22 protein-coding genes are annotated in these 21,057 nt (G+C 68.7%); 13 read left to right on the forward strand and 9 right to left on the reverse strand.

Translation table 11 applies throughout. The features are described from left to right. The first annotated feature begins 5 nt into the window (after window positions 1–5). A complete protein-coding gene (locus FHS97_RS03390) occupies window positions 6–494 on the forward strand; it encodes a hypothetical protein (protein WP_184033236.1) in 489 nt (162 codons plus the stop codon). 188 nt (window positions 495–682) lie between these two features. Here FHS97_RS03390 and FHS97_RS03395 read toward each other — a convergent pair whose 3' ends face one another. Further along, window positions 683–2,353: an acyl-CoA dehydrogenase family protein gene (locus FHS97_RS03395; protein ID WP_184033237.1), complete on the reverse strand. Its 1,671-nt coding sequence runs from the start codon at window positions 2,351–2,353 to the stop codon at window positions 683–685. A 73-nt stretch (window positions 2,354–2,426) separates the two neighbouring features. On the opposite strand from FHS97_RS03395, the gene FHS97_RS03400 reads away from it, so the two are divergent. Further along, complete coding sequence (locus tag FHS97_RS03400) at window positions 2,427–3,317, forward strand: L-threonylcarbamoyladenylate synthase (protein WP_246346417.1); 891 nt, start codon at window positions 2,427–2,429, stop codon at window positions 3,315–3,317. Window positions 3,318–3,565: 248 nt separating this feature from the next. Here FHS97_RS03400 and msrA read toward each other — a convergent pair whose 3' ends face one another. Further along, window positions 3,566–4,105, reverse strand: coding sequence for a peptide-methionine (S)-S-oxide reductase MsrA (gene msrA / locus FHS97_RS03405; RefSeq protein WP_184033239.1), 540 nt, complete (start codon window positions 4,103–4,105; stop codon window positions 3,566–3,568). Between the two features lie 67 nt (window positions 4,106–4,172). On the opposite strand from msrA, the gene galE reads away from it, so the two are divergent. Next, complete coding sequence (gene galE, locus FHS97_RS03410; RefSeq protein WP_246346418.1) at window positions 4,173–5,174, forward strand: UDP-glucose 4-epimerase GalE; 1,002 nt, start codon at window positions 4,173–4,175, stop codon at window positions 5,172–5,174. Between the two features lie 61 nt (window positions 5,175–5,235). Here galE and FHS97_RS03415 read toward each other — a convergent pair whose 3' ends face one another. Together FHS97_RS03415 and FHS97_RS03420 are read right to left on the reverse strand one after the other, a co-directional pair. Next, entirely contained in the window at window positions 5,236–5,847 is a 612-nt protein-coding gene (locus FHS97_RS03415; RefSeq protein ID WP_343053353.1) for a phosphatase PAP2 family protein, read from the reverse strand. A 92-nt stretch (window positions 5,848–5,939) separates the two neighbouring features. Then, window positions 5,940–6,791: an ABC transporter permease gene (locus FHS97_RS03420; protein ID WP_184033240.1), complete on the reverse strand. Its 852-nt coding sequence runs from the start codon at window positions 6,789–6,791 to the stop codon at window positions 5,940–5,942. Between the two features lie 63 nt (window positions 6,792–6,854). Between FHS97_RS03420 and FHS97_RS03425 the strand changes: the two genes are divergently transcribed. Further along, a complete protein-coding gene (locus FHS97_RS03425; RefSeq protein WP_184033242.1) occupies window positions 6,855–7,604 on the forward strand; it encodes a GcrA family cell cycle regulator in 750 nt (249 codons plus the stop codon). A 333-nt stretch (window positions 7,605–7,937) separates the two neighbouring features. Here the strand turns inward: FHS97_RS03425 and FHS97_RS03430 are convergent, their stop codons facing one another. Next, window positions 7,938–8,798, reverse strand: a complete 861-nt coding sequence (locus FHS97_RS03430) for an outer membrane protein (RefSeq protein ID WP_184033243.1) — start codon at window positions 8,796–8,798, stop codon at window positions 7,938–7,940. A gap of 119 nt (window positions 8,799–8,917) precedes the next feature. Between FHS97_RS03430 and parE the strand changes: the two genes are divergently transcribed. The 7 genes from parE to queE all read left to right on the forward strand — a co-directional run bounded on the left by parE (window position 8,918) and on the right by queE (window position 16,823). Then, window positions 8,918–10,894 carry a DNA topoisomerase IV subunit B gene (gene parE / locus FHS97_RS03435; RefSeq protein ID WP_184033244.1) on the forward strand — a complete coding sequence of 659 codons (1,977 nt, stop codon included), beginning with the start codon at window positions 8,918–8,920 and terminating at the stop codon, window positions 10,892–10,894. Between the two features lie 324 nt (window positions 10,895–11,218). Beyond that, window positions 11,219–11,860 (forward strand): YoaK family protein, encoded by a 642-nt coding sequence (locus tag FHS97_RS03440; protein WP_184033245.1) that lies wholly within the window; start codon window positions 11,219–11,221, stop codon window positions 11,858–11,860. 90 nt (window positions 11,861–11,950) lie between these two features. Next, the gene (locus FHS97_RS03445; protein WP_343053355.1) at window positions 11,951–13,153 is read left to right on the forward strand and encodes an aspartate aminotransferase family protein; all 1,203 of its coding nucleotides are present in this window, start codon (window positions 11,951–11,953) and stop codon (window positions 13,151–13,153) included. Window positions 13,154–13,204: 51 nt separating this feature from the next. Then, on the forward strand, window positions 13,205–14,122 hold the full coding sequence (gene argF, locus FHS97_RS03450; RefSeq protein WP_184033246.1) for an ornithine carbamoyltransferase: 918 nt from the start codon (window positions 13,205–13,207) through the stop codon (window positions 14,120–14,122). A 147-nt stretch (window positions 14,123–14,269) separates the two neighbouring features. After that, window positions 14,270–15,184 carry an Hsp33 family molecular chaperone HslO gene (hslO, locus tag FHS97_RS03455; protein WP_184033247.1) on the forward strand — a complete coding sequence of 305 codons (915 nt, stop codon included), beginning with the start codon at window positions 14,270–14,272 and terminating at the stop codon, window positions 15,182–15,184. Window positions 15,185–15,481: 297 nt separating this feature from the next. After that, window positions 15,482–16,180, forward strand: coding sequence for a 7-cyano-7-deazaguanine synthase QueC (queC, locus tag FHS97_RS03460; RefSeq protein ID WP_184033248.1), 699 nt, complete (start codon window positions 15,482–15,484; stop codon window positions 16,178–16,180). 10 nt (window positions 16,181–16,190) lie between these two features. Continuing rightward, window positions 16,191–16,823: a 7-carboxy-7-deazaguanine synthase gene (queE, locus tag FHS97_RS03465; protein ID WP_184033250.1), complete on the forward strand. Its 633-nt coding sequence runs from the start codon at window positions 16,191–16,193 to the stop codon at window positions 16,821–16,823. A 40-nt stretch (window positions 16,824–16,863) separates the two neighbouring features. On the opposite strand, the gene FHS97_RS03470 is transcribed toward queE, so the two are convergent. From FHS97_RS03470 to lipB, 3 genes are all read right to left on the reverse strand, one after another. Next, a complete protein-coding gene (locus tag FHS97_RS03470; protein WP_184033252.1) occupies window positions 16,864–17,553 on the reverse strand; it encodes a hypothetical protein in 690 nt (229 codons plus the stop codon). Window positions 17,554–17,772: 219 nt separating this feature from the next. Further along, window positions 17,773–18,033, reverse strand: coding sequence for a hypothetical protein (locus FHS97_RS03475; RefSeq protein WP_184033254.1), 261 nt, complete (start codon window positions 18,031–18,033; stop codon window positions 17,773–17,775). Between the two features lie 92 nt (window positions 18,034–18,125). After that, window positions 18,126–18,803, reverse strand: coding sequence for a lipoyl(octanoyl) transferase LipB (gene lipB, locus FHS97_RS03480; protein ID WP_184033256.1), 678 nt, complete (start codon window positions 18,801–18,803; stop codon window positions 18,126–18,128). 124 nt (window positions 18,804–18,927) lie between these two features. On the opposite strand from lipB, the gene FHS97_RS03485 reads away from it, so the two are divergent. Together FHS97_RS03485 and FHS97_RS03490 are read left to right on the forward strand one after the other, a co-directional pair. Further along, on the forward strand, window positions 18,928–19,749 hold the full coding sequence (locus tag FHS97_RS03485) for a hypothetical protein (RefSeq protein WP_184033258.1): 822 nt from the start codon (window positions 18,928–18,930) through the stop codon (window positions 19,747–19,749). Then, a complete protein-coding gene (locus FHS97_RS03490; protein ID WP_184033260.1) occupies window positions 19,746–20,489 on the forward strand; it encodes a hypothetical protein in 744 nt (247 codons plus the stop codon). The genes FHS97_RS03485 and FHS97_RS03490 overlap by 4 nt, the downstream gene beginning before the upstream one ends. On the opposite strand, the gene FHS97_RS03495 is transcribed toward FHS97_RS03490, so the two are convergent. Beyond that, window positions 20,459–21,055 carry a GNAT family N-acetyltransferase gene (locus FHS97_RS03495; RefSeq protein WP_184033262.1) on the reverse strand — a complete coding sequence of 199 codons (597 nt, stop codon included), beginning with the start codon at window positions 21,053–21,055 and terminating at the stop codon, window positions 20,459–20,461. The genes FHS97_RS03490 and FHS97_RS03495 overlap by 31 nt on opposite strands. Window positions 21,056–21,057 lie beyond the last annotated feature (2 nt).

A 21,057-nucleotide genomic window follows, 5' to 3' on the forward strand; every position in this document is an offset into this window, starting at 1 on the left:
GGATGATGCGTGTCTTTCTTCTTCCGCTGACGCTGGGCGTCGTGCTGGCCGGGTGCCAGCGCGAACCCGCTGCACCGACCCCGACCCCCAGCGTGGCCGCGCCGTCGCCGACGCCGAGCGCTGCGCCGTCGCCGCCGTCCGATCTGTCGGCCTATGTCGGTGAATATCCGACCGAGCCGAAGGGGGCCGCGCCCAGCTTCCTGCGCCAGCCGCAGGTGCGCGAGGCGGTGGCGGCGGTGGTGCCCGACAAGCAGGTGCGCGATCTGGTGCTCGGCAGCGACGTGACCGCGACGCCGATCGCGCTGGTCGAGGGCAAACTGGTCGCGTTCGGGTGCGAGCCGCACAATTGCGGGCCGCATAACTGGGCGGTCGCGATCCGGCCGGACGGGACCGACCCGGCGGTGTGCCTCTACGATCAGGATCGGCGCGTGGCGCGCTGGTACCCGGAGAAGGCGGGGCCGGCACCGGTTAATGGATGCCCGTCGGGGGAGTAGATCGTTCCCCGTCGCCCCGGACCTGATCCGGGGTCCCGCTTTTTCTTGACGTGCGTGAAGAAGAAGCGGGGTCCCGGGTCAAGCCCGGGACGACGAAGAATCGTCCGTCATTGCGAACGTAGCGAAGCAATCCAGGGTTGGACCAGGACGCCCTGGATTGCTTCGCTACGTTCGCAATGACGGAAAGGTCAGAATGCCTCCGCCGGCAGCGCGTAGAGCACCGACGCGTCGGCGTTCGCCGCCGCTTCCAGCCCCAACGCCTCGGGCACGACCTGCTCCAGATAGAAAGCCGCTGCGACCTTCTTGACCCGATCCGCGCCGTCGACGCGCGCCTGTCGCTCCATCAGCCAGCCGCACGACGCGACCGACAGCATCGTCAGGAACGGATAGCTCGCCGCATGGCGATCGTCGGCGTTCGCGCCCTGCAAGCGCCGCCCGACCGCCTCGCACGCGTCGATCAGCCGCACCAGCGCCGGGGCCTGCGCCTCGGTGCGCATGTCGGCGATCAGGTCGGCGAACGCGCCGCCGTTCGACAGCCCCAGCTTGCGCCCGACCAGATCGGCGGCCTGGATGCCGTTGGTGCCTTCGTAGATCGGGGTGATCCGGGCATCTCGGAAGAACTGCGCCGCGCCGGTTTCCTCGACATAGCCCATCCCGCCGTGGACCTGGATGCCGAGGCTCGCGACCTCGTTGCCGATGTCGGTGGCATGCGCCTTGGCGAGCGGGGTCATGATCTCCAGCCGCTCCTTCGCGCGCGCATCGCCGAGCGTCGCGCGATCGACCTGCCCGCAGGCGTAATAGACGAGCGCGCGCGCCGCCATCGTCTGCGCCTTCATCCGCAGCAGCATCCGGCGGACATCGGCATGTTCGACGATCGCCGCCGCCCTGCCGTCGCGCGCGCCCTGTACGCGGTCGCGCGCATAGGCGACCGCCGCCTGCGTCGCCGCTTCCGCCGATTGCACGCCCTGTAGCCCGACGTTGAGGCGGGCGTTGTTCATCATCGTGAACATCGCGCGTATCCCGCCGAACTCGGGGCCGATCAGCTCGCCGCGGCAATCGTCGTGATCGCCGAACGACAGCACGCAGGTCGGCGAGGCGTGGAGCCCCATCTTGTGTTCGATCGACACCACGCGCACGTCGTTGGGGGTGCCGTCGAGCCGGACCTTTGGCACGAGGAACAACGAGATGCCGCGCGTGCCGGCCGGCGCGTCGGGGGTGCGCGCGAGCACGAGGTGGACGATATTGTCCGCCAGATCGTGGTCGCCGAAGCTGATGAAGATCTTGGTGCCCTTGATCGCGAACGTGCCGTCGCCGCGCGGCGTGGCCGTGGTGCGGAGCGCGCCGACGTCGCTGCCCGCCTGCGGCTCGGTGAGGTTCATCGTGCCGGTCCATTCGCCGGTCGCGAGCCTGGGGAGGTAGGTCGCCTGCTGCTCGGGCGAGCCGTGATGCGCCAGCGCCTCGATCGCGCCGACCGTCAGCGTCGGGCACAGCGCGAACGCCATGTTGGCGGTGCCGAGCGTCTCCAGCACCGCGGCCTGCACGACGAACGGCAGCCCCTGTCCGCCCCATTGCTCGTCGACGCCGATCGTGCCCCAGCCGCCCTCGACATAGGCGCGATACGCTTCGGGAAACCCGGCGGGCATCTTCACGCCATCGGGGGTCCATTTCGCGCCGATCGTGTCACCCGCGCGCAAGAGTGGGGCCCATTCACCGGCCGCGAATTGCGCCACGCCGTCCAGCACCGCCTCGATCACGTCGGGCGAGGCGGCGGCGAAGCGGTCGGCGGCGGCGATCTCGTCCAGCCGGACGACATGGTCGAGCACGAAGCGCTGATCGGCGGTGGCGGCGGCGAAGGGCATTTCTCTCTCTCCTGTCCAGCCGCTATAGCCGAGCGCGATGCGTGCTCAAGACCCTGTCATTCGACGTTACGGCATGGCGGCTGTCGAGGAAGCCGCCGGCGTTATTCGTGCCGGCGGTATCGTCGCGGTGCCGACCGAAACCGTCTACGGTCTCGCCGCCGACGCGCGTGATTCGGCGGCGGTGGCGCGCATCTATGCGGCCAAGGGGCGGCCGAGCTTCAATCCCTTGATCGTCCATGTGCCGGATCTGGCGGCGGCGGAGCGGATCGCGGTGTTCGATGCCGATGCGCGCGCGCTGGCGGCGCGGTTCTGGCCGGGGCCATTGACGCTGGTGCTGCCGGTGCGTGCAGAAGCGGGGATCGCGTCGCTGGTGACCGCGGGGCTCGACACGATCGCGCTCCGCGTGCCGGCGCACCGGGCGATGCAGGCATTGCTGGCGGCGAGCGGCGCACCGCTCGCCGCGCCGTCGGCCAACGCGAGCAACGGGATCAGCCCGACGCGCGCGCCGCACGTTGCGGCGAGCCTCGGCGGGGCGGTGGCGCTGATCCTCGACGACGGTGCGACCGCGACGGGGGTCGAGTCGACGATCGTCGCGGGGCGCACGATCCTGCGGCCGGGGCCGGTGACCGCCGAGATGCTGGGCGAGGTGCTGCCGGTCGCGGCGGGCACGACCGCGCGTATCAGCGCGCCCGGGCAGCTCGCGACGCATTACGCGCCGCGCAAGCCGTTGCGGCTGGCGGCGGTTGCGCACGGCGTGGGGGAGTGGCTGATCGGCTTCGGCGCGGTCGCGGGTGACGACACGCTGTCGGCGACAGGTGATTTGGAGGCGGCGGCGGCGCGGCTGTTCGACGCACTCCACCGCGCGGATGCCAGCGATCGTGAGGGGATTGCGGTCGCTCCGATCCCGGAAACGGGGGTCGGCGTCGCGATCAATGATCGACTCCGCCGCGCGGCGCATCGGTAAGTCCCATCCGTCAGCCCCGCGGAGGCGGGGCGCCAGACGCGCAGGTCTTTTGCAGGAGTTGGGACGTCAGGAGTTCTGGATTCCCGCCTTCGCGGGAATGACGACTGTTTGAGACGTCGCTCCTGCGCAGGCCGGAGCCCATGGCTGTTTCGTTCCGTGAAACATCTGACACAGGAACGTCGTGGCTGTGTCAGATGGTCCGACGCACGACACAGACATGGGCCCCTGCCTGCGCAGGGGCGACGGGATCAGGCCGTGACCGCCCTGCTGCGTGCCGCGAAGCTCTTGCGCAGCTTCTGGAGCTTGGGCGGGATCACGGCCATGCAATAGGGGTTCGAGCGGCCCGAGGTTTCCCAATAATCCTGATGATAGCCCTCGGCCGGGTACCAGTCCGCGAACGGCTCGATCGTGGTAACGATCTTCCCCGACGCATTCTCCTGCGCGCGCGCGATCGCCTGGTTGGCCTGTTCTTCCTGCATCACCGTCTCGGGGAAGATCGCCGAGCGATATTGCGTGCCGACGTCGTTGCCCTGCCGGTTGAGCTGCGTCGGATCGTGCGTCGCGAAAAAGATGTCGAGCAGATCGGCATAGCTGACCTGTTCCGGATCGAAGCCGACGCGGATCGCCTCGGCATGGCCGGTGTCGCCGCCGCACACCTGCTTGTAGGTCGGGTTGGGGACGTGCCCGCCGATATAGCCGCTCTCGACGCTCTCGACGCCGATCACGTCCTTGAACACGGCCTCGGTGCACCAGAAGCAGCCGCCGGCCAGCGTCGCATAGTCCGTCATGAAACTCGTCTCCTTTGCGTCCCATGTAGGAAGTCGCTACGCGGCGGCAACTTCTCGGGAGACTGACATGACGGCGTTGAACGGCAAGGTGATGGTGACGGGTGGCGCGGGCTATATCGGGAGCCACGCGGTGCTGGCGCTGCTCGATGCCGGCTATCAGGTCGTGGTGATCGACAACCTCGTCACCGGGTTCGACTGGGCGGTCGACGGGCGCGCGGCGTTCGTGCGGATCGCGGTCGAGGATCCGGGCGTGCGCGACGTGATCCGCCAGCACGACGTCAAGGCGATCATGCACTTCGCCGGTTCGGTGGTGGTGCCCGAGTCGGTCAGCGATCCGCTCAAATATTACCGCAACAACACCGCCGCGACGCGCACGCTGATCGAGAGCGCGGTGGCGGAGGGCGTGCCGCACTTCATCTTCTCCTCGACCGCGGCGACCTATGGCACGCCCGAGCGCGTGCCAATTTCGGAGAACGATCCGAAGGTGCCGATCAACCCGTACGGCATGTCGAAGCTGATGACCGAGTTCATGCTGCGCGACGTGTCGGCGGCGCACCCGATGAATCATTGCTGCCTGCGCTATTTCAACGTCGCGGGCGCCGATCCCGAGGGGCGCAGCGGGCAGTCGACGATCGGCGCGACGCATCTCATCAAGATCGCGGTCGAGGCGGCGACCGGCAAGCGCGACAGCGTCGGGGTGTTCGGCACCGATTTCGAGACGCGCGACGGCACCGGCGTGCGCGACTACGTCCACGTCAGCGATCTGGCCGAGGCGCATGTCGCGGCGCTCAAGCTGCTGATCGACCAGCCGGGCGAGAGCCATGTGCTCAATTGCGGTTATGGTCGCGGCTTCTCGGTGCTCGAGGTGCTGGATGCGGTCGACCGCGTCACCAACCGGACGATCGAGCGCAAGTTGCAGGGGCGGCGTCCCGGCGATCCGGGCGAGCTGGTCGCGGACAACAGCGCGATCCTCAAGACGATCGACTGGACGCCGAAGCGCGACGATCTGGAAGGCATCGTCCGCGATGCGCTGACGTGGGAGCGCAAGCTCGCCGAGCGGCAGGGCTGATCGGCATTGCGAGTGGAGCGACGCGATCCGGCGCGTCCTGATCCGGCGCTGGATTGCTTCGCTACGCCCGCAATGACGGACCTATTCGCCCGCGCAGGGTTGCGGCGATCCACCACCAGAGCGCCGCCCAGCCGGTGCCTGCACACCAGCCCGCCAGCACGTCGGACGGCCAGTGAACGCCGAGATAGACGCGGCTCGCCCCGATCGCGCCGACCAGCACCACGGCGAGCAGCAGCACGTAGCGGCGCACGACGCGGCGCGGCGTGACCTGCGCGACCAGCCCGGCGAGCGTCAGATAGATGATCGCACTGTTCGTGGCGTGACCGCTCGGGAAGCTGAGCCCGGTCACCTGCACCAGATGGTCGACCAGTTCGGGGCGCGGACGGCCGACCCAATATTTCGCCTGTCCGGCGATGATCGAGCCGCCGAGCGTCGCGACCAGCACCAGCGCCGCGGTGAGCCATAGCCGCTGGACCAGCAGCAGGCCGGCCACCGCGATCACCACGCAGGTCAGGATCGTGCCGCTGCCGAGCGCGGTGATGTCGACCATCGCCGCGTGGAGCCATGCGGGCCCGAGCGGTTGCGCGGTATCGCCGGGGGTGCGTAGCGCGAGGATGATCGCGCGGTCCCACGCCAGCGGTCCTCCGTCACGAATTTCGAAGCCGAGCAGCACGGCGGCGATCAGCCCGGCGATCGCCAGCGCGATCCACGCCAGTCGCGGGGCCGGGGGCGTCGCCTGCGGCTCGGCCGAGGTAAGCGCGTGGGTCAGCTCTTGAGCTTCCAGCCGCGGCGCAGCAGCGTGTAGCAGAGCAGCCCCAGCGCCACGTCGATCGCGAGGATCACCACGCTGCCGGTCGCGACCGGCGAATCGGCGGTGCCGAGGAAGCCGTAGCGAAAGCCCGAGATCACGTAGAAGAACGGATTTACATGGCTGAACGCGCGGAAGGCGGGCGCGAGATGGTCGACCGAATAGAAGGTGCCGCTGAGCAGCGTGAGCGGCGCGATCACGAAATTGGTGACCGCGGCGGCATGGTCGAACTTTTCCGCCCAGATCGAGGTCAGCACGCCCGCGAGGCTGAGGAACACCGCGCCGAGCAGCCCGAACCACAGCACCGCCCACAGATGCTGCGGCGTGACGTGGACGCCGGGCCACAGCGCCATCGCCAGCCACACGGTCGCGCCGACGCAGAAAGCGCGCGTCACCGCGCCGCCGGTCAGCGCGGCGAGCAGCTCGGCGGTAGACAGCGGCGGCTGGAGATAGTCGACGATCGTGCCCTGGATCTTGCCGACCAGCAGCGAGAAGCTGGCGTTGGCGAAGGCGTTGTTGAGCATCCCCATCACGATCAGCCCGGGCGCGATGAAGTCCGCGAACGCCACCTCGCTGCCGCCGACGCGCACCGGGTTGCGCGCGCCATTGGCGACGGTGAAGATGACGAGGAACATCAGGGTCGTGATCGCGGGCGCCCAGATCGTCTGGAGCTGCACCTTGAAGAAACGGCGCACCTCCTTCACATAGAGGGTCTTCAGGCCGCCCCAATTGACGTTCCGGATCACCGGGACGCCGGGGGCGTTTCTGACGCCTGATGGAATTTGTCCGATCGGGGGCTGGCTGCTCATTCCAAAGGCGGGTACCCGCTGCCGCCGCCGCCCGCAACCGGAACGCGAACGAGGAAGACGATCATGTCCTGGACCGAGGAGCGCATCGATACGCTCAAGACGATGTGGGAAGGCGGCCAGACCGCCAGCCAGATCGCCGAAGCGCTGGGTGGCGTCAGCCGCAACGCGGTGATCGGCAAGGCGCATCGTCTCGGCCTCCAGTCGCGTCCGTCGCCGGTGGTCAGCAAGGAAGAGGCGCGCGTCGCTGCGGAAAAGGCCAGCGCCGCCGCCGCGCCGGCACCGGTCGCTGCGGCCGCCGCACCGCCGCCGCCGCCCGAGCCGAAGCCGGAGCCGCGCCCCAAGCCGGTCGCCGCCGCTCCCGTCGCCCCGCCGCCGCCGCCCGCCCCTGCCGTCGAGGCGGACGACGAGGACGAGGACGACGCGCCCTTCGCCGCCGAGGATGCGACGCCCGCCGCCCCCGCGCCGGAGCGCGCGCCGCAGCCGATCCTGCGTTCGGTCGGGCCGGGCGGGTTCGTCCGCCAAGCGCCCGGCGAGCAGCAGCCGCCGATCGCCCCCGCGCCGCCGCGCCGGCTGGTGCCCGCGCGCACCGCGCCGGAATATGCCGACAAGACGTCGTTGCTCGATCTGAACGACAAGATTTGCAAATGGCCGCTGGGGCATCCGGGCGAGCCGGATTTCCATTTTTGCGGCGAGAAGGTGAACCCGGGCTTCCCGTATTGCGTGACACATTGCGGGCACGCCTATCAGGCGCAGTTGCCGCGCCGCGATCGCCGCGCGCCGCCGCTGCCGTTCGGCGGGCCGCGGATGCGCTGACGCCGATCGCGCAAGCTCCAGCGAAGCTGGAGCGCGCAACCGGCGATCGGCGCGGCCGGCGCGGCTACAGCCGCGTCCGACGACGCGGGCTTTGCCCGCGGCGGGGTCGTTCCGGGTCAACTGTGCATCTTCGTCATTGCGAGCGCAGCGAAGCAATCCAGAGCGTCCTGATCCGGCGCTGGATTGCTTCGCTACGCTCGCAATGACGGCTTGAGGGTGTGGCGTTCTCTCCTCAAGCCCGCCGCGGCAAAGCCGCGTCGTCAGTCGGGGTGCTGCCCCGCTGGCCGGGCTTGGGTGAGTCCTGCGCCAGTATGGCGCAGGCCACCCGGCGCCTTAAAACCGGAACGCGGCGGTCGCGCGCAGGCTGTGCCAGTTGAACTTGTCGTCCGAGCGCCGGAAGTCCGTCCCACTCACCGTTCCGCCGTTGTTGGCGTTGGTGAACGGCGTGGCGGCTGGCCCCGCGGCGCGGACGCGGAAGTCGTTGTCCTGATACTGATGGTAGACATATTCCATGCCGACCGAAAAATGGTCGCCGATGCGCTGCTCGATGCCGCCGCCGCCCTGGAAGCCGAACTGGTTGCGCTTGCCGCGCTGTTCGAAGCTGTTGGTGCTCTGGCTCGACGAGAAATCGCGGTCGATCCGCGCGTATGACGGGCCAAAGGTGCCGTAGAACAGCGTCGAGTCGTTCGGGGTGAACCCGGCGCGCGCGCGCACCGCGGCCTCCCAGCCGATCTCGCGCGTCATGACGTAATTGGCCGGCGTCGTGGAGAAGCCGGTGACGCTGTCGCTGATGTGTGACTTCCCGAACTCGCCGACGACGCCGTAGACGATCGGACCGGACTGGTGATCGAAACCGACGCGGGCATTGTACGCCCAGCCGTCCTTGTCCTTGCGGCAGCCGTTGCCGCCGTTCACGGGGCCGGTCGCCGCCGTGGCGCGGCCGCCGCAAAAGCCGGGGCCGAAGGCGTTGCCGCCGGTGCCGGTCAGCACCGTGTCGCCGAACCGCCCGTCGAGGTTGCGGTCGAACAGGATCGTCGCGCCGCGATCGTTGGGCTGCACGTCATAACCACCCGATGCGCCGACGTAGATGCCCGAAAAGCCGCTGGTCACCGCCGGATCGCCGCCGGAGCCGTCCTGCGCCATTGCGGGTACCGAAATCAGCGCGGCAACCGCCGCCAACAAATACGCCTTCATTCACGAACTCCCTGAAAAGACGTCCGGGCAACGGGAGGATGCTGCGATAGGTTGCGTGACGAACGGTTGCTGCCCCGGACGCGGTGGCGCGCGGGGCGGTGCGGGCGTATATGTCGCGCATGTCCGATCTCTTCGCGTCCGCCACCGCCGCCCCCGCCAGTTACGATGCGTCGTCGATCGAGGTGCTGGAAGGGCTGGAGCCGGTGCGTCGCCGCCCCGGCATGTATGTCGGCGGCACCGACGAGCGGGCGCTGCACCATCTCGCCGCCGAGGTGCTCGACAATGCGATGGATGAGGCGGTCGCGGGCCATGCGACGCGGATCGAGATCACGCTGGAGCCGGGCAATCGCCTGACGATCCACGACAACGGCCGTGGTATTCCGGTCGACCCGCATCCGAAATTCCCCGACAAGTCGGCGCTGGAGGTGATCCTGTCGACGCTCCACTCGGGCGGCAAGTTCGCGGGGAAAGCCTATGCGACCTCGGGCGGGTTGCACGGCGTCGGCGTATCGGTGGTCAACGCGCTGTCGAGCGAGACGGTGGTCGAGGTCGCGCGCGACCGCCAGCTGTATCGCCAGCGCTTCTCGCGCGGGCAGACGCTGGGGCCGCTGGAGACGGTCGGCGCGGCGCCCAATCGTCGCGGCACGACGGTCAGCTTCGTCCCCGACACCGAGATCTTCGGGCCCGAGCTGCACTTCAAGCCGGCGCGGCTCTACAAGCTGGCGCGATCGAAGGCATATCTGTTCGCCGGGGTCGAGATCCGCTGGAAATGCGCCGCCTCACTGATCGGCGACGAGACGCCCGCCGAGGCGGTGTTCCAGTTTCCCGGCGGGTTGTCCGATCATCTCAGGGAGCAGATCGGGACCCGCGAATGCGCGACCGCCGATTTCTTCGCGGGGCAGCAGGATTTCGCGGACAGCCAGGGCAAGGTCGAATGGGCGGTGGCGTGGCCGCTGTGGAGCGACGGCAGCTACAGCTGGTATTGCAACACGATCCCGACCCCTGACGGGGGTACGCACGAACAGGGGTTGCGGCAGGCGCTGGTGCGGGGCCTTCGCCAGTTCGGCGATCTGGTCGGCAGCAAGCGCGCCAAGGACATGACCGCTGACGACGTGATGGTCGGCAGCGAGCTGATGCTGTCGGTGTTCATCCGCGAGCCGCAATTCCAGTCGCAGACCAAGGACCGGCTGACCTCGCCGGAGGCAGCCGGGCTGGTCGAGAAAGCGATGCGCGACCATTTCGACCATTGGCTCGGGCACAATATGGACCGCGGCAAGGCGCTGCTCGGCTATGTGCTGGAACGGATGGACGAGCGGTTGCGGCGCAAGGCCGAGCGCGACGTCAAGCGCAAGACCGCGACCTCGGCGCGCAAGCTGCGGTTGCCCGGCAAGCTGACCGACTGCGCCGCCGACAATTCCGACGGCACCGAAATCTTCATCGTCGAGGGCGATTCGGCGGGTGGGTCGGCAAAGCAGGCGCGCGACCGCAAGACGCAGGCGATCCTGCCGATCCGCGGCAAGATCCTCAACGTCGCCTCGGCGACCAGCGCCAAGATCCTCGCCAATCAGGAGATCGCCGATCTGATCCAGGCGCTGGGTTGCGGCACGCGCAAGGAGTGCCGCCCGGAGCAGCTCCGCTACGAACGCGTCGTCATCATGACCGACGCCGACGTCGACGGCGCGCATATCGCGACCTTGCTGATGACGTTCTTCTTTCAGGAGATGCCCGATCTGGTGCGGCAGGGGCACCTCTATCTGGCGCAGCCGCCACTCTACCGCCTGACCGCGGGAACCAAGAGCCTGTACGCGCGCGACGATGCGCATCGTGCGCAGCTCGAACGCACCGCGTTCAAGGGCAAGAAGGTCGATGTCGCGCGCTTCAAGGGGCTGGGCGAGATGAACCCGCAGCAGCTGCGCGAGACGACGATGGACCCGGCGAAGCGCAGCATGATCCGCATCACCCTGCCGCACGAATATGAAGAGCGGATGGGCGTCAAGGACCTGGTCGACCGGCTGATGGGCACCAATCCCGCGCATCGGTTCGCGTTCATTCAGGAGAATGCCGCGCGGCTCGACGAAGAGGCGATCGATGCGTGATCGGGTCCTTCACAAGGGGCAGTTGAGGTTTACCGCCCGCCTACTTCCCGTCATCCCGGACTTGATCCGGGATCCCGCTTCTTACGTCGGTCGCCAAGAAGAAGCGGGGCCCCGGATCAAGTCCGGGGCGACGAAGGTGCGGTGACGCAAGTTCAAGGACCTGAATGTGGTGATCTTCGCAAGGCCGCCTGTCTCCGATGATTGCGACCCCTGCACCTTCGTCATTGCGAGCGTAGCGAAGCAATCCAGGGCGTCCTGGTCCGGCCCTGGATTGCTTCGCTGCGCTCGCAATGACGGGCGGGTTAGGCCCGAGGCTGAACCGACATGCCGATAGCCGAGCGGCCGCGCGCCGACTGGCCGCTGGCGATCGCACTGGCGGTGCTGGCGGGGTTCGTCGATGCGGTGGGGTTCCTGCGGATCGGCGGATTGTTCGTGTCGTTCATGAGCGGCAATTCGACATTGCTCGGGATCGATCTGGTCCAGCGCGACGGGGCGACGATCACGGTCATCGCGCTGATCCTCGGCTTTCTGTCGGGCGTGATGACCGCGTCGATCCTCGGCGAGCGGCTCGGGCGCTGGTCGCCGATGGCGATGATCCTGTTCGGCACCGCCTTGCTCGCCTGGTCGGCGTTGTTGATGGTCGACGGGCCGGGCGCGGTGCTGCTCGCGGCGGCGATGGGCGCGCTGAACGTCGTCTTCCAGCGCGGTGGCGGGGTGAGCATTCCGATCACCTATGTGACCGGGACATTGGTTCGGCTCGGCCAGTCGCTGGCCGGCGCGCTGCTCGGCACCGCTTCGGCGACCGGCTGGGTGCCGTATCTGCTGCTGTGGAGCGGGCTGGTGATCGGTGCGGTCGGGGGCACGCTGACCTATCGCGCGCTCGGCACCGATGCCCTGTGGGGCGCGGCTTCCTTCGCTTTCGCACTGGCGGTCGCGGCGGCGGGGCGGGGGTTCGCGCGACGTTGACGCGGTGTTGTTCGTCCGCGTTTTTGCGCTATTAGTGGAACAAGGGCGGTCCGTGTCGGGCCGCCCGCTTTCGTTCGAGGAGAAGGCCCCGTGTCGCCTGACGCATCCATCCCGCCGTTGATGCCCGTCTACCCGCGGTGCGGCGTGCGACCGGTGCGCGGTGAGGGCGTGTACCTCTATGGCGAGGACGGCAGCCAGTATCTCGACTTCGCGAGCGGGATCGCGGTCAACGCACTCGGCCACGGCCATCCGGCGCTGACCAAGGCGATTGCGGAACAGGCCGCGACGCTGATGCACGTCAGCAACCTGTACGGCAGCCCGCAGGGCGAGCATTTCGCGCAGCGGCTGGTCGACAACACCTTCGCTGACACGGTGTTCTTCACCAATTCGGGCGCCGAGGCGGTCGAATGCGCGATCAAGACCGCGCGTCGCTACCATTACGCCAATGGCAATCCCGAGCGGCACGATCTCATCACCTTCGACACCGCCTTCCACGGGCGGACGCTGGGGACGATCTCGGCGACCAATCAGGCCAAGATGCGCGACGGGTTCGAGCCGCTGCTGCCCGGCTTCAAATATGCGCAGTTCAACGATCTGGAGGGGGCGCTGGCGCAGATCGACGGCAATACCGCCGGCTTCCTGGTCGAGCCGATCCAGGGCGAGGGCGGCATTCGCCCGGCGTCGCAGGAATTCCTGCACGGGCTGCGCAAGGCGTGCGACGAACACGGCCTGCTGCTGGTGCTCGACGAGGTGCAGGCGGGCTATGGCCGCACCGGCAAGTTCTTCGCGCACGAGCTATATGGGGTCACCCCCGACATCATGGCGGCAGCCAAGGGCATCGGCGGCGGCTTCCCGCTCGGCGCATGCCTCGCCACCGCCGAGGCGGCGAAGGGCATGGTGTTCGGCACGCACGGCTCCACCTATGGCGGCAACCCGCTGGCGATGGCGGCGGGCGAGGCGGTGCTCGACGTGATCCTCGCCGACGGCTTCCTCGACCATGTCGCGCAGATGGGCGAGCGGCTGCGCTCGTCGCTGGAGCAGCTGATCCCCAACCACGACGGGTTGTTCGATTCGGTGCGCGGGCACGGGCTGATGCAGGGGCTGAAGCTCAAGAGCGACAGCCGCCGCTTCGTCGCGCATTGCCGCGACCATCACGGGCTGTTGCTGGTCGCGGCGGGCGAGAATGTCGTCCGTATCCTGCCGCCGCTGGTGATCGACGAGAGTCACATCGCCGAGTGCGTGGAGAAGCTGAGCGAAGCGGCACGGGTCTACGTGCCGGTCGCCGACGATTGATGGCCTGATCTCCGCCCCCTTCGACGCGGGGGGCGGAGCGGGGGAGAGACGATGCGCCATTTCCTGAACCTGACCGATGCCGGGCCGGATGCGCTCGCCGCGATGCTCGACGATGCCCTGACGCGCAAGCAGGCGCGCGCCGGCTGGACCAAGGGGCGCGTCGATGCCGACGCGCCGCTCGCCGGCCATGTGCTGGCGATGATCTTCGAGAAGAACTCGACGCGCACGCGCGTGTCGTTCGACATGGCGGTGCGCCAGCTCGGCGGGCAGTCGATCGTCATGGAGGCCGGGCAGATGCAGCTCGGGCGCGGCGAGACGGTCGCCGACACCGCACGCGTGCTGTCGAACTATGTCGACGCGATCATGATCCGCACCGACGATCACGCCAAGATCGAGGAAATGGCGCATCACGCCACCGTCCCGGTCATCAACGGGCTGACCGACGAATCGCACCCGTGCCAGATCATGGCCGATTTGCTGACGATCATCGAAAGCGGCAAGGCGCTGCCCGGACTCAAGGTCGCATGGCTGGGCGACGGCAACAACGTGCTCGCCTCGATCGTCGAGGCCGCCGGGCTGATGCACTTCGACGTCGTCGCGGCGTGTCCGCAAGGGTTCCAGCCCGAGGAAGCGTCGATCGCGCGCGCCGGCGGCCGCGCGCGCGTCGTCGCCGATCCGCGCGAAGCGGTGGCGGGGGCCGACGTGGTCGTCACGGATACGTGGATCTCGATGGGGCAGGCGCATGCCGACACCAAGCTGGCGGCGATGCTGCCCTATCAGGTCGATGCGGCGCTGATGGCGACGGCGAAGCCCGATGCGAAATTCCTCCACTGCCTGCCCGCGCATCGCGGCGAGGAAGTGACCCCGGAGGTGATCGACGGCCCGCAGTCGCTGATCTGGGCGGAGGCGGAGAACCGGCTCCACGCGCAGAAGGCGGTGCTGCGCTGGTGCCTCGGGCAGATCGGTTGATCGCGGGCGGGGGCGCCACCATCTAGGCGGCTCACCGGAACATCCTTCGTCACCCCGGGCTTGATCCGGGGTCCCGCTTCTCCTGCGCCACGAGGTCGCGGGACCCCGGATCAGTCCCGGGGTGACGGCTCGGTGGCGAAAGAGACGATGACCGACCAGACCACGACCCCCGATCTCGACCGCGCGCTTGGTTTCACCATCCCCGACCGGCACGCGCGCGGGCGCGCGGTGCGGCTTGGGCCGACGCTTGACGCGATCCTGTCCGCGCACGCCTATCCGCCCGCGATCGAGAAGCTGCTCGCCGAGGCGCTGACGCTGACCGCGCTGATCGGCGCGACGCTCAAGGACCCCGCCGGGCAACTGACGATGCAGACGCAGACCGAGGACGGGATCGTCACCTTGCTGGTCTGCGACTGGCGCGGCGGCGAGGTGCGCGGCTATGTCCAGTATGACGCCGACAAGCTCGCGGCGGCGCCCGCCGAGCCGACGCTGTTCGCGCTGTTCGGCCCCGGTTATCTCGCGATCACCTTCGATCTGGCGAGCACCGGCGAGCGTTACCAGGGGATCGTGCCGCTCGACGGCGCGACGCTCGCCGAGGCGGCGCAGAGCTATTTCTACCAGTCCGAGCAGATCCCGACGCTGGTGCGGGTCGGGATGCACAAGGACGCGGCGGGCAAATGCGTCGCGGGCGGGCTGCTGCTCCAGCATCTTCCCGAGGGCGAAGAGGGGCGTGAGCGGCTCCACACCAAGCTCGACCATCCCGAATGGGAGCATGTCGAGGCGCTGGGGCAGACGATCGCCGCCGACGAACTCGCCGACCCGCAACTGCCGCTGGAGACGCTGCTGTGGCGGTTGTTCAACGAGGAGAGCGAGGTGCGGGTTCTCGACGGGCAGCCGGTGTCGCGCGGCTGTCGCTGCACGGTCGAGCATATCCGTTCGGTGCTGGAGCGCTTTCCGCTCGACCAGCGGCTGGAGATGGCGGACGAGCGCGGGCTGATCGCGGTCGATTGCGCCTTCTGCTCGACCGTCTTCCCGCTGCGCGCGGAAGATCTGGCGGCGTGACGTCGTCCCGGACTTGATCCGGGATCCCGCTTCTTCCGCTGGGTCGAAGAAGCAGCGGGGCCCCGGATCAAGTCCGGGGCGATGACCGAAAGGTCACGGACAGCCAATCGGCCCTAAGCCTTCATTAACCCTTGTCCGTCATAAGGATGCCATGCTGTTTCGGCGGCATGCTCTCTCCCCGCCCGGTCGTACGGGCATCCTGCGGGTCGCCTCATTGGCGACCCGTTCTTTTTTGCAGCGATGCCTGCCGCGGCGGTGGTTGCACTCGGGCGGGAGTGCGCCTAGCTCGCGCGGATCATGACCCAACCTACTCCTGCGGTCGTGCTCGTCTCGGGCGGGCTCGACTCCCTGGTGTCCGCGGCGCTCGCGCGCGAGGCCGGGCATCCGCTCTATGCGCTGTCGATCGATTATAACCAGCGGCACCACGTCGAGCTCGACGCTGCCCGCCGTGTCGCAGCGGCGCTCGGCGCGGTGCGGCATGTCGTGCTGCCGATCGACCTGTCGGCGTTCGGCGGCTCGGCGCTGACCGATGCCGCGATCGACGTGCCCAAGGACGGCGTCGGCGCGGCGATCCCGGTCACCTACGTGCCGGCGCGCAACACGATCTTTCTCAGCCTCGCGCTCGGCTGGGCAGAGGCGGCGGGGGCACGCGACATCTATCTCGGCGTCAACGCGCTCGATTATTCGGGCTATCCCGATTGCCGCCCCGAGTTCATCGCCGCCTTTGAGCATCTCGCCGCGCTGGCCACCAAGACCGGGGTCGAGGGCGTGCCGTTCCGGTTTCGCGCGCCGCTCCAGCACATGACCAAGGCCGATATCGTCCGCGAGGGCGCGCGGCTCGGGCTCGACATGGGGATGAGCTGGTCATGCTACGATCCGACCGCCGACGCGAAGCATTGCGGGCTGTGCGACAGCTGCCGGCTGCGCCACAAGGGCTTCGAAGACGCCGGTATCCCTGATCCGACCGTCTACGCGGTCACCCCGCCCGCGCCATGAGCCTCACATCATGAGCTACGCCGTCAAGGAAATGTTCCTGACGCTTCAGGGCGAGGGCGTGCAGGCCGGGCGGCGCGCGGTGTTCGTGCGCTTCGCGGGCTGCAACCTGTGGAGCGGGCGCGAGCAGGACCGCGCGACCGCGGTCTGCCGCTTCTGCGACACCGATTTCGTCGGCACCGACGGGCTGGGCGGCGGCAAGTTCGCTGACGCCGCGGCGCTGGTCGCGGCGGTCGAGGGCTTTTGGGGCGGCGGCAGCGCGCGGCGCTTCGTCGTGCTGACTGGCGGCGAGCCGATGCTGCAGGTCGACGATGCGCTGGTCGACGCGCTGCACGCCGCCGGGTTCGAGATCGCGATCGAGAGCAACGGCACGCTGGCGGTGCATCCCGGCATCGACTGGGTGTGCATCAGCCCCAAGGCGGGCAGCGAGACGGTGCAGCGCCGCGGCGACGAACTGAAGCTGGTCTGGCCGCAGCCGGGCACCGCGATCGACGCGATCGAGGGCTGGGACTTCCAGCACTTCCTTCTGCAACCGCTCGACGACGCCGCAGGGGAGGCGAATGTCGCGGCGGCGATGGCGGTGGTCATGGAGCGGCCGCGCTGGCGGCTGTCGCTCCAGACGCACAAGCTGCTCGGCCTGCGGTGAGACCGGCTACCGGTGCGGTCGCGCCACACCGGTGCTCACGTTATCGCGCCGCGTAGCTGACGATGCCGAACGGCTGTCCGCACTTCTTGGTGACGAACTGGTCCTTCTTCCAGCACGCCTTGTCGAAGCGCGGCAGGAACGCCGGGGTCAGCGAGACCAGCATCCGCGGGAACTGCTGCTCGCCCCACGGCGTCAGGCTGTTGCGCACCTCGCGCATCCGGCCGAGCGCGATCTCCCCGAACGACCCGCGCTGAGCGTAGAGCGCCTCGCGACCGATGCTCGACGTGGTGGTGCAGAAGCCATATTGCGCCGCGACCGTCGCGAAGCCCGAATAGGTGCGCGTGCCGAACTGGTCGAGCGCGTTCTGCCCTTCCTTCTTCGTCTTGGCGGTCCGCTCGAAATATTTGGTGAGCGTCGCATAGGATTGCGCCAGCTCCTGCTTGTGATCCGAAAGGATCGCATTGTAGTTTTGGACGGTCAGCAGCGACGGTTCGAACTGGCATTGCAGCGCCGCGACGTTGAGCGCCGCGCGCAGGTTCCACACCATCGCCGCGCGCAACTCGTCGGGGGTCGCGCCGGGCATCAACTGCCCGATGCCCGGTTCGTCGCCGCGGACGCGTTCGCCGCGCAGATCCTTGCTCTTCATGTAGAATTGCGCCGTTGCCGGCATCGTCACCAGCACGCCGGCCGCCAGCGTCGCGATCGCGGCGGCGATCCCCACCTTTTGCATTTCCCCAATACTCCTCGCACACGGCAACGCCGTATGGCACCTTTTACGATGATATGGGGTGGCGACCCAAGCGCAAACTAGCGCGGATCGGATTCGGTTCGCCGCAAATAGCTTGCGGAACCGGAACTTGTTGACGCCGCGTAACGGTTCGTTGCCACAAAGAGAAAGGCCGCCCGGTCGCCCGGACGGCCTTTCGGATACAATCGCCGATGCGGCAGATTACATCGCGTTCGACATGCCGCCCATGTTCGACATCATCATGTCGTTGCTCATCATGGAATCGTTGGCCATCATCCCGCCGTTCATGGCGCCATCGACGGCGGTCATGTTGTCGGTCATGGTGTCCATACCCTCGGTGGCGTTCATGTCGGTGACCATGGTGTTCTCGGTGCCTTCGGTCTTCGAACCGCACGCCGAAACCGCGAGAGCGGCCGCCGCGAGTGCCGAGCCGGCCACGAACTTGGTGATGACTGCACGCATGAAATTGCTCCCTAGACTGTGGATTTGGCGACCCTGCGGCCGTTTCTTTGTTCCCAAACCGACGTGGACATTAATCACAGATGAGTGACCTCTCAAGTCTCGTTTTCACCCGCACAACTCAGGCTATTGAGAAAGGCCTCGGCGGTGAACGCCAGAGCGGCGTCGAAGGTTGCAGGGTCCGACGACATCCCCAAAGCCGCCGCGCTGGTGACCGGATAATCGGCGAGGCCGCATGGCACGATCCCGGTAAAGTGTTGCAGGTCCGGTGAAAGATTGACCGAGAAGCCGTGCAGCGTGACCCAGCGGCGCACGCGAATGCCGATCGCGCCGATCTTCGCCTCCTGCCCGGCGGCATCCTGCGTCCAGATCCCGATCCGCCCCGGCGCGCGGAACGCGGCGATCCCGATCCGGGCCAGCGCCGCGATCACCCAGCCCTCGACCGCATGGACGAAGCAGCGCACGTCGCGCCCGCGCCTATTGAGGTCGAGCACCAGATAGCCGACGCGCTGCCCCGGCCCGTGATAGGTATAGCGCCCCCCGCGCCCGGCGGGCACGACCGGAAAGCGCGGATCGACCAGCTCGCTGGGGTCGGCGCTGGTCCCCGCGGTATAGACCGGCGGATGTTCGAGCAGCCACACCAGCTCGCGCGCCGTGCCGGCCGCGACTGCGGCGGCACGCGCCTCCATCTCGGCCAGCGCGGCGGCATAGTCGGTCAACCCCGGCGTCAGCCGCCACTCGATCCCGTCGGGGGTTTGCGTGTTCGTCTCCACCCGCCACAGATGCGGGCGCGTCGGGCGCTTGGCAAGCCGGCCGCGCCGACGACGCCCATTGCCGAGCGGCGGAACTGTCCCTAGGCCGCTGGGCAGATGCAACCGCGGGTGGCGTGAGGTGACGATGGTCAGGATCGGCGACGTGTGGGACCGGACGGTGGACGTCCTGCGCGGGCGCACGGCGATCCTGATCGGCATCGCGCTGCTGACGCTGGTCCTGCCCGGGATCGTCGCCGGCGCACTCGGCACCGTCGTGCCGCTCCAGGACCCGTTCATCGTGGCGGTGCCGCTGGTCCGGTTGGCTACGTTGGTGCTGCTGGTGCTCGGCGTGCTGGCGATGACCGCGGTGGCGAGCGACCCGGCGGTGGATCGCGCGCAGGGGCTGCGGATCGCGGCGCAACGCCTGCTGGCGGCGCTCGGCGTGCTGATCGCGCTGGTGCTCGCGGCGCTCGCGCTGTTCATTCCGGCGGGCGTGTTGTTCCGGCTGTCGGGCGCGACGCTGAGCGGCGCCGGGACGCTCGACATGTCGCACGCCGCTTCGGGCTATGCCGCCGGCGCCGGGCTGCTGGTGCTGCTGGCGGCGTTGCTCGGCCTGTGGCTGAGCGCGCGGATCGTGCCGTTGTTCGGGATCGTCGTCAACGAACGTCGCGGGTTCGGCGCGCTGCGCCGCAGCCTGGCGCTGACCAAAGGATCGACGCTCAAGCTGATCGGGGTGCTGATCCTCTACTTCATCCTCACCACCGTCGCGATGCTGGCGGCGACGATGGTGAGCGGCGTCGTCGCGCGACTGGCGCTCGGCGGGGACGCGACCGCGGGCGTGGCCTTCGTGGTCGCGGTCGTCCGGACCTTGATCTCGGCCGGCGCGACGACGGTGCAGAGCGTCTTCTACGCGCGCTTCTATGTCGCGGCGATCGAGCGCGAGCAGCGCATGGCGCCGCTGGCATGACGATCGGGTTCGCAGGATTGTTGTCGGTCGTCTGGCGGCTGTTCCGCCGCGACGCGGCGCTGTTGCTGCCGGTGATCGGCGCGTTCGTCTTCCTGCCGTCGTTCGCGGCGCTGCTGCTGTGCGATCCGGTCCCGCCGCTGCCGTCCGGCCCGCGCGACGAAGTGGTGATGCAGGCATGGCTCAACAATGTCGCCTCGTGGGGGCAGGGGAACGGCGTCTGGTTCCTGCTCGCCGAGCTGGTCGGCACCTTTGGCTTGGCGGCGATCGCGCTGTTCCTGCTCGAGCCCGACCGGCTGACGATCGGGCAGGCGCTGGGGCAGGCGATGGTGCGACTGGTCGCGTTCACGATCGCGACCGCCGCGATGGCGGTGCCGGTCGCGATGGGGCTGTGGATGCTGGTGCTGCCGGGGCTGTACGTGCAGGCGCGGCTGATCGTCGCGGTGCCGGCGATGGCGCGGCATCCGGCGCTGAAGCCGCTCGCGTCGCTGCGGCTTAGCTGGAAGATGACCAAGGGGCTGGACCGCGCGCTGACCGGCGCGCTGGTCGCGCTGTTTCTCGCGCAATGGCTGGCGGTGTCGCCGCTGCTGCTCGCCGACGAATCGCTGCGGAGCGGCGCGGCCAATCCGCTGACGCTGGCGCTGGTCGACGCGCTGATCGCCGCGATGGGCGCGAGCTATGCAACCGCGACGTTGCTGCTCGGCGTCGTCGCCTACCGGATCCGCGCCAGCAAGGGTACCTGAGGCGCGGCGTCGGCGGGCAGCACGCCGAGCACGCGCGGATCGGTGAAGGTCTCGACCGTCCGCTTGGTCGCGACGAACCCCTGCGCGCGGTAGAAGCCGAGCGCATGCGGATGGTCGAGCGTGCAGGTGTGGAGCCAGACCCGTTCGATCCCGCCCCGCCACGCGAGCCCCAGCGCCTGCGCCATCAGCCAGCGCCCGAGTCCGCGACCCGCCAGTTCGGGGATCAGCGCGAAATAGCCGATCTCGCACGCTGCGCCGTGGCGGAAGTCCAGCTCCAGCATGCCGACCTCGATCCCGGCGCGATCGACCGCGGCATAGACTTCGACCGCGGGATCATGGACGATGGCGGTGAGCGCGGCATCGTCCATGACCAGCCGCGAGAACCACAGCCAGCGCGCGCCGACGCGGCGGAACAGCGTCCGATACCGGTCGGGCGACGGCCGCTCCCAGCGCACCAGCCGCAGCGCGGCGTCGGGCAGCGCGCGCGGGCGCGGGCGCCCGGTCATCACCAGCGTGGTGACGATCGTCGCGACCTGCTCGTTGGAGAGCGTGGTCAGCCCGGCCATCG

It is taken from the genome of Sphingomonas endophytica (genome assembly GCF_014199415.1).
Lineage (GTDB): Bacteria > Pseudomonadota > Alphaproteobacteria > Sphingomonadales > Sphingomonadaceae > Sphingomonas > Sphingomonas endophytica.

Bases quoted from the DNA above. Each gene is read 5' to 3' on its own strand.
- FHS97_RS03390 (WP_184033236.1), top strand. From the start codon at position 6: ATGCGTGTCTTTCTTCTTCCGCTGACGCTGGGCGTCGTGCTGGCCGGG.
- FHS97_RS03395 (WP_184033237.1), bottom strand. From the start codon at position 2,353: ATGCCCTTCGCCGCCGCCACCGCCGATCAGCGCTTCGTGCTCGACCAT.
- FHS97_RS03400 (WP_246346417.1), top strand. From the start codon at position 2,427: ATGGCGGCTGTCGAGGAAGCCGCCGGCGTTATTCGTGCCGGCGGTATC.
- msrA (WP_184033239.1), bottom strand. From the start codon at position 4,105: ATGACGGACTATGCGACGCTGGCCGGCGGCTGCTTCTGGTGCACCGAG.
- galE (WP_246346418.1), top strand. From the start codon at position 4,173: ATGACGGCGTTGAACGGCAAGGTGATGGTGACGGGTGGCGCGGGCTAT.
- FHS97_RS03420 (WP_184033240.1), bottom strand. From the start codon at position 6,791: ATGAGCAGCCAGCCCCCGATCGGACAAATTCCATCAGGCGTCAGAAAC.
- FHS97_RS03425 (WP_184033242.1), top strand. From the start codon at position 6,855: ATGTCCTGGACCGAGGAGCGCATCGATACGCTCAAGACGATGTGGGAA.
- FHS97_RS03430 (WP_184033243.1), bottom strand. From the start codon at position 8,798: ATGAAGGCGTATTTGTTGGCGGCGGTTGCCGCGCTGATTTCGGTACCC.
- parE (WP_184033244.1), top strand. From the start codon at position 8,918: ATGTCCGATCTCTTCGCGTCCGCCACCGCCGCCCCCGCCAGTTACGAT.
- FHS97_RS03440 (WP_184033245.1), top strand. From the start codon at position 11,219: ATGCCGATAGCCGAGCGGCCGCGCGCCGACTGGCCGCTGGCGATCGCA.
- argF (WP_184033246.1), top strand. From the start codon at position 13,205: ATGCGCCATTTCCTGAACCTGACCGATGCCGGGCCGGATGCGCTCGCC.
- hslO (WP_184033247.1), top strand. From the start codon at position 14,270: ATGACCGACCAGACCACGACCCCCGATCTCGACCGCGCGCTTGGTTTC.
- queC (WP_184033248.1), top strand. From the start codon at position 15,482: ATGACCCAACCTACTCCTGCGGTCGTGCTCGTCTCGGGCGGGCTCGAC.
- queE (WP_184033250.1), top strand. From the start codon at position 16,191: ATGAGCTACGCCGTCAAGGAAATGTTCCTGACGCTTCAGGGCGAGGGC.
- FHS97_RS03470 (WP_184033252.1), bottom strand. From the start codon at position 17,553: ATGCAAAAGGTGGGGATCGCCGCCGCGATCGCGACGCTGGCGGCCGGC.
- FHS97_RS03475 (WP_184033254.1), bottom strand. From the start codon at position 18,033: ATGCGTGCAGTCATCACCAAGTTCGTGGCCGGCTCGGCACTCGCGGCG.
- FHS97_RS03485 (WP_184033258.1), top strand. From the start codon at position 18,928: ATGGTCAGGATCGGCGACGTGTGGGACCGGACGGTGGACGTCCTGCGC.
- FHS97_RS03490 (WP_184033260.1), top strand. From the start codon at position 19,746: ATGACGATCGGGTTCGCAGGATTGTTGTCGGTCGTCTGGCGGCTGTTC.
- FHS97_RS03495 (WP_184033262.1), bottom strand. From the start codon at position 21,055: ATGGCCGGGCTGACCACGCTCTCCAACGAGCAGGTCGCGACGATCGTC.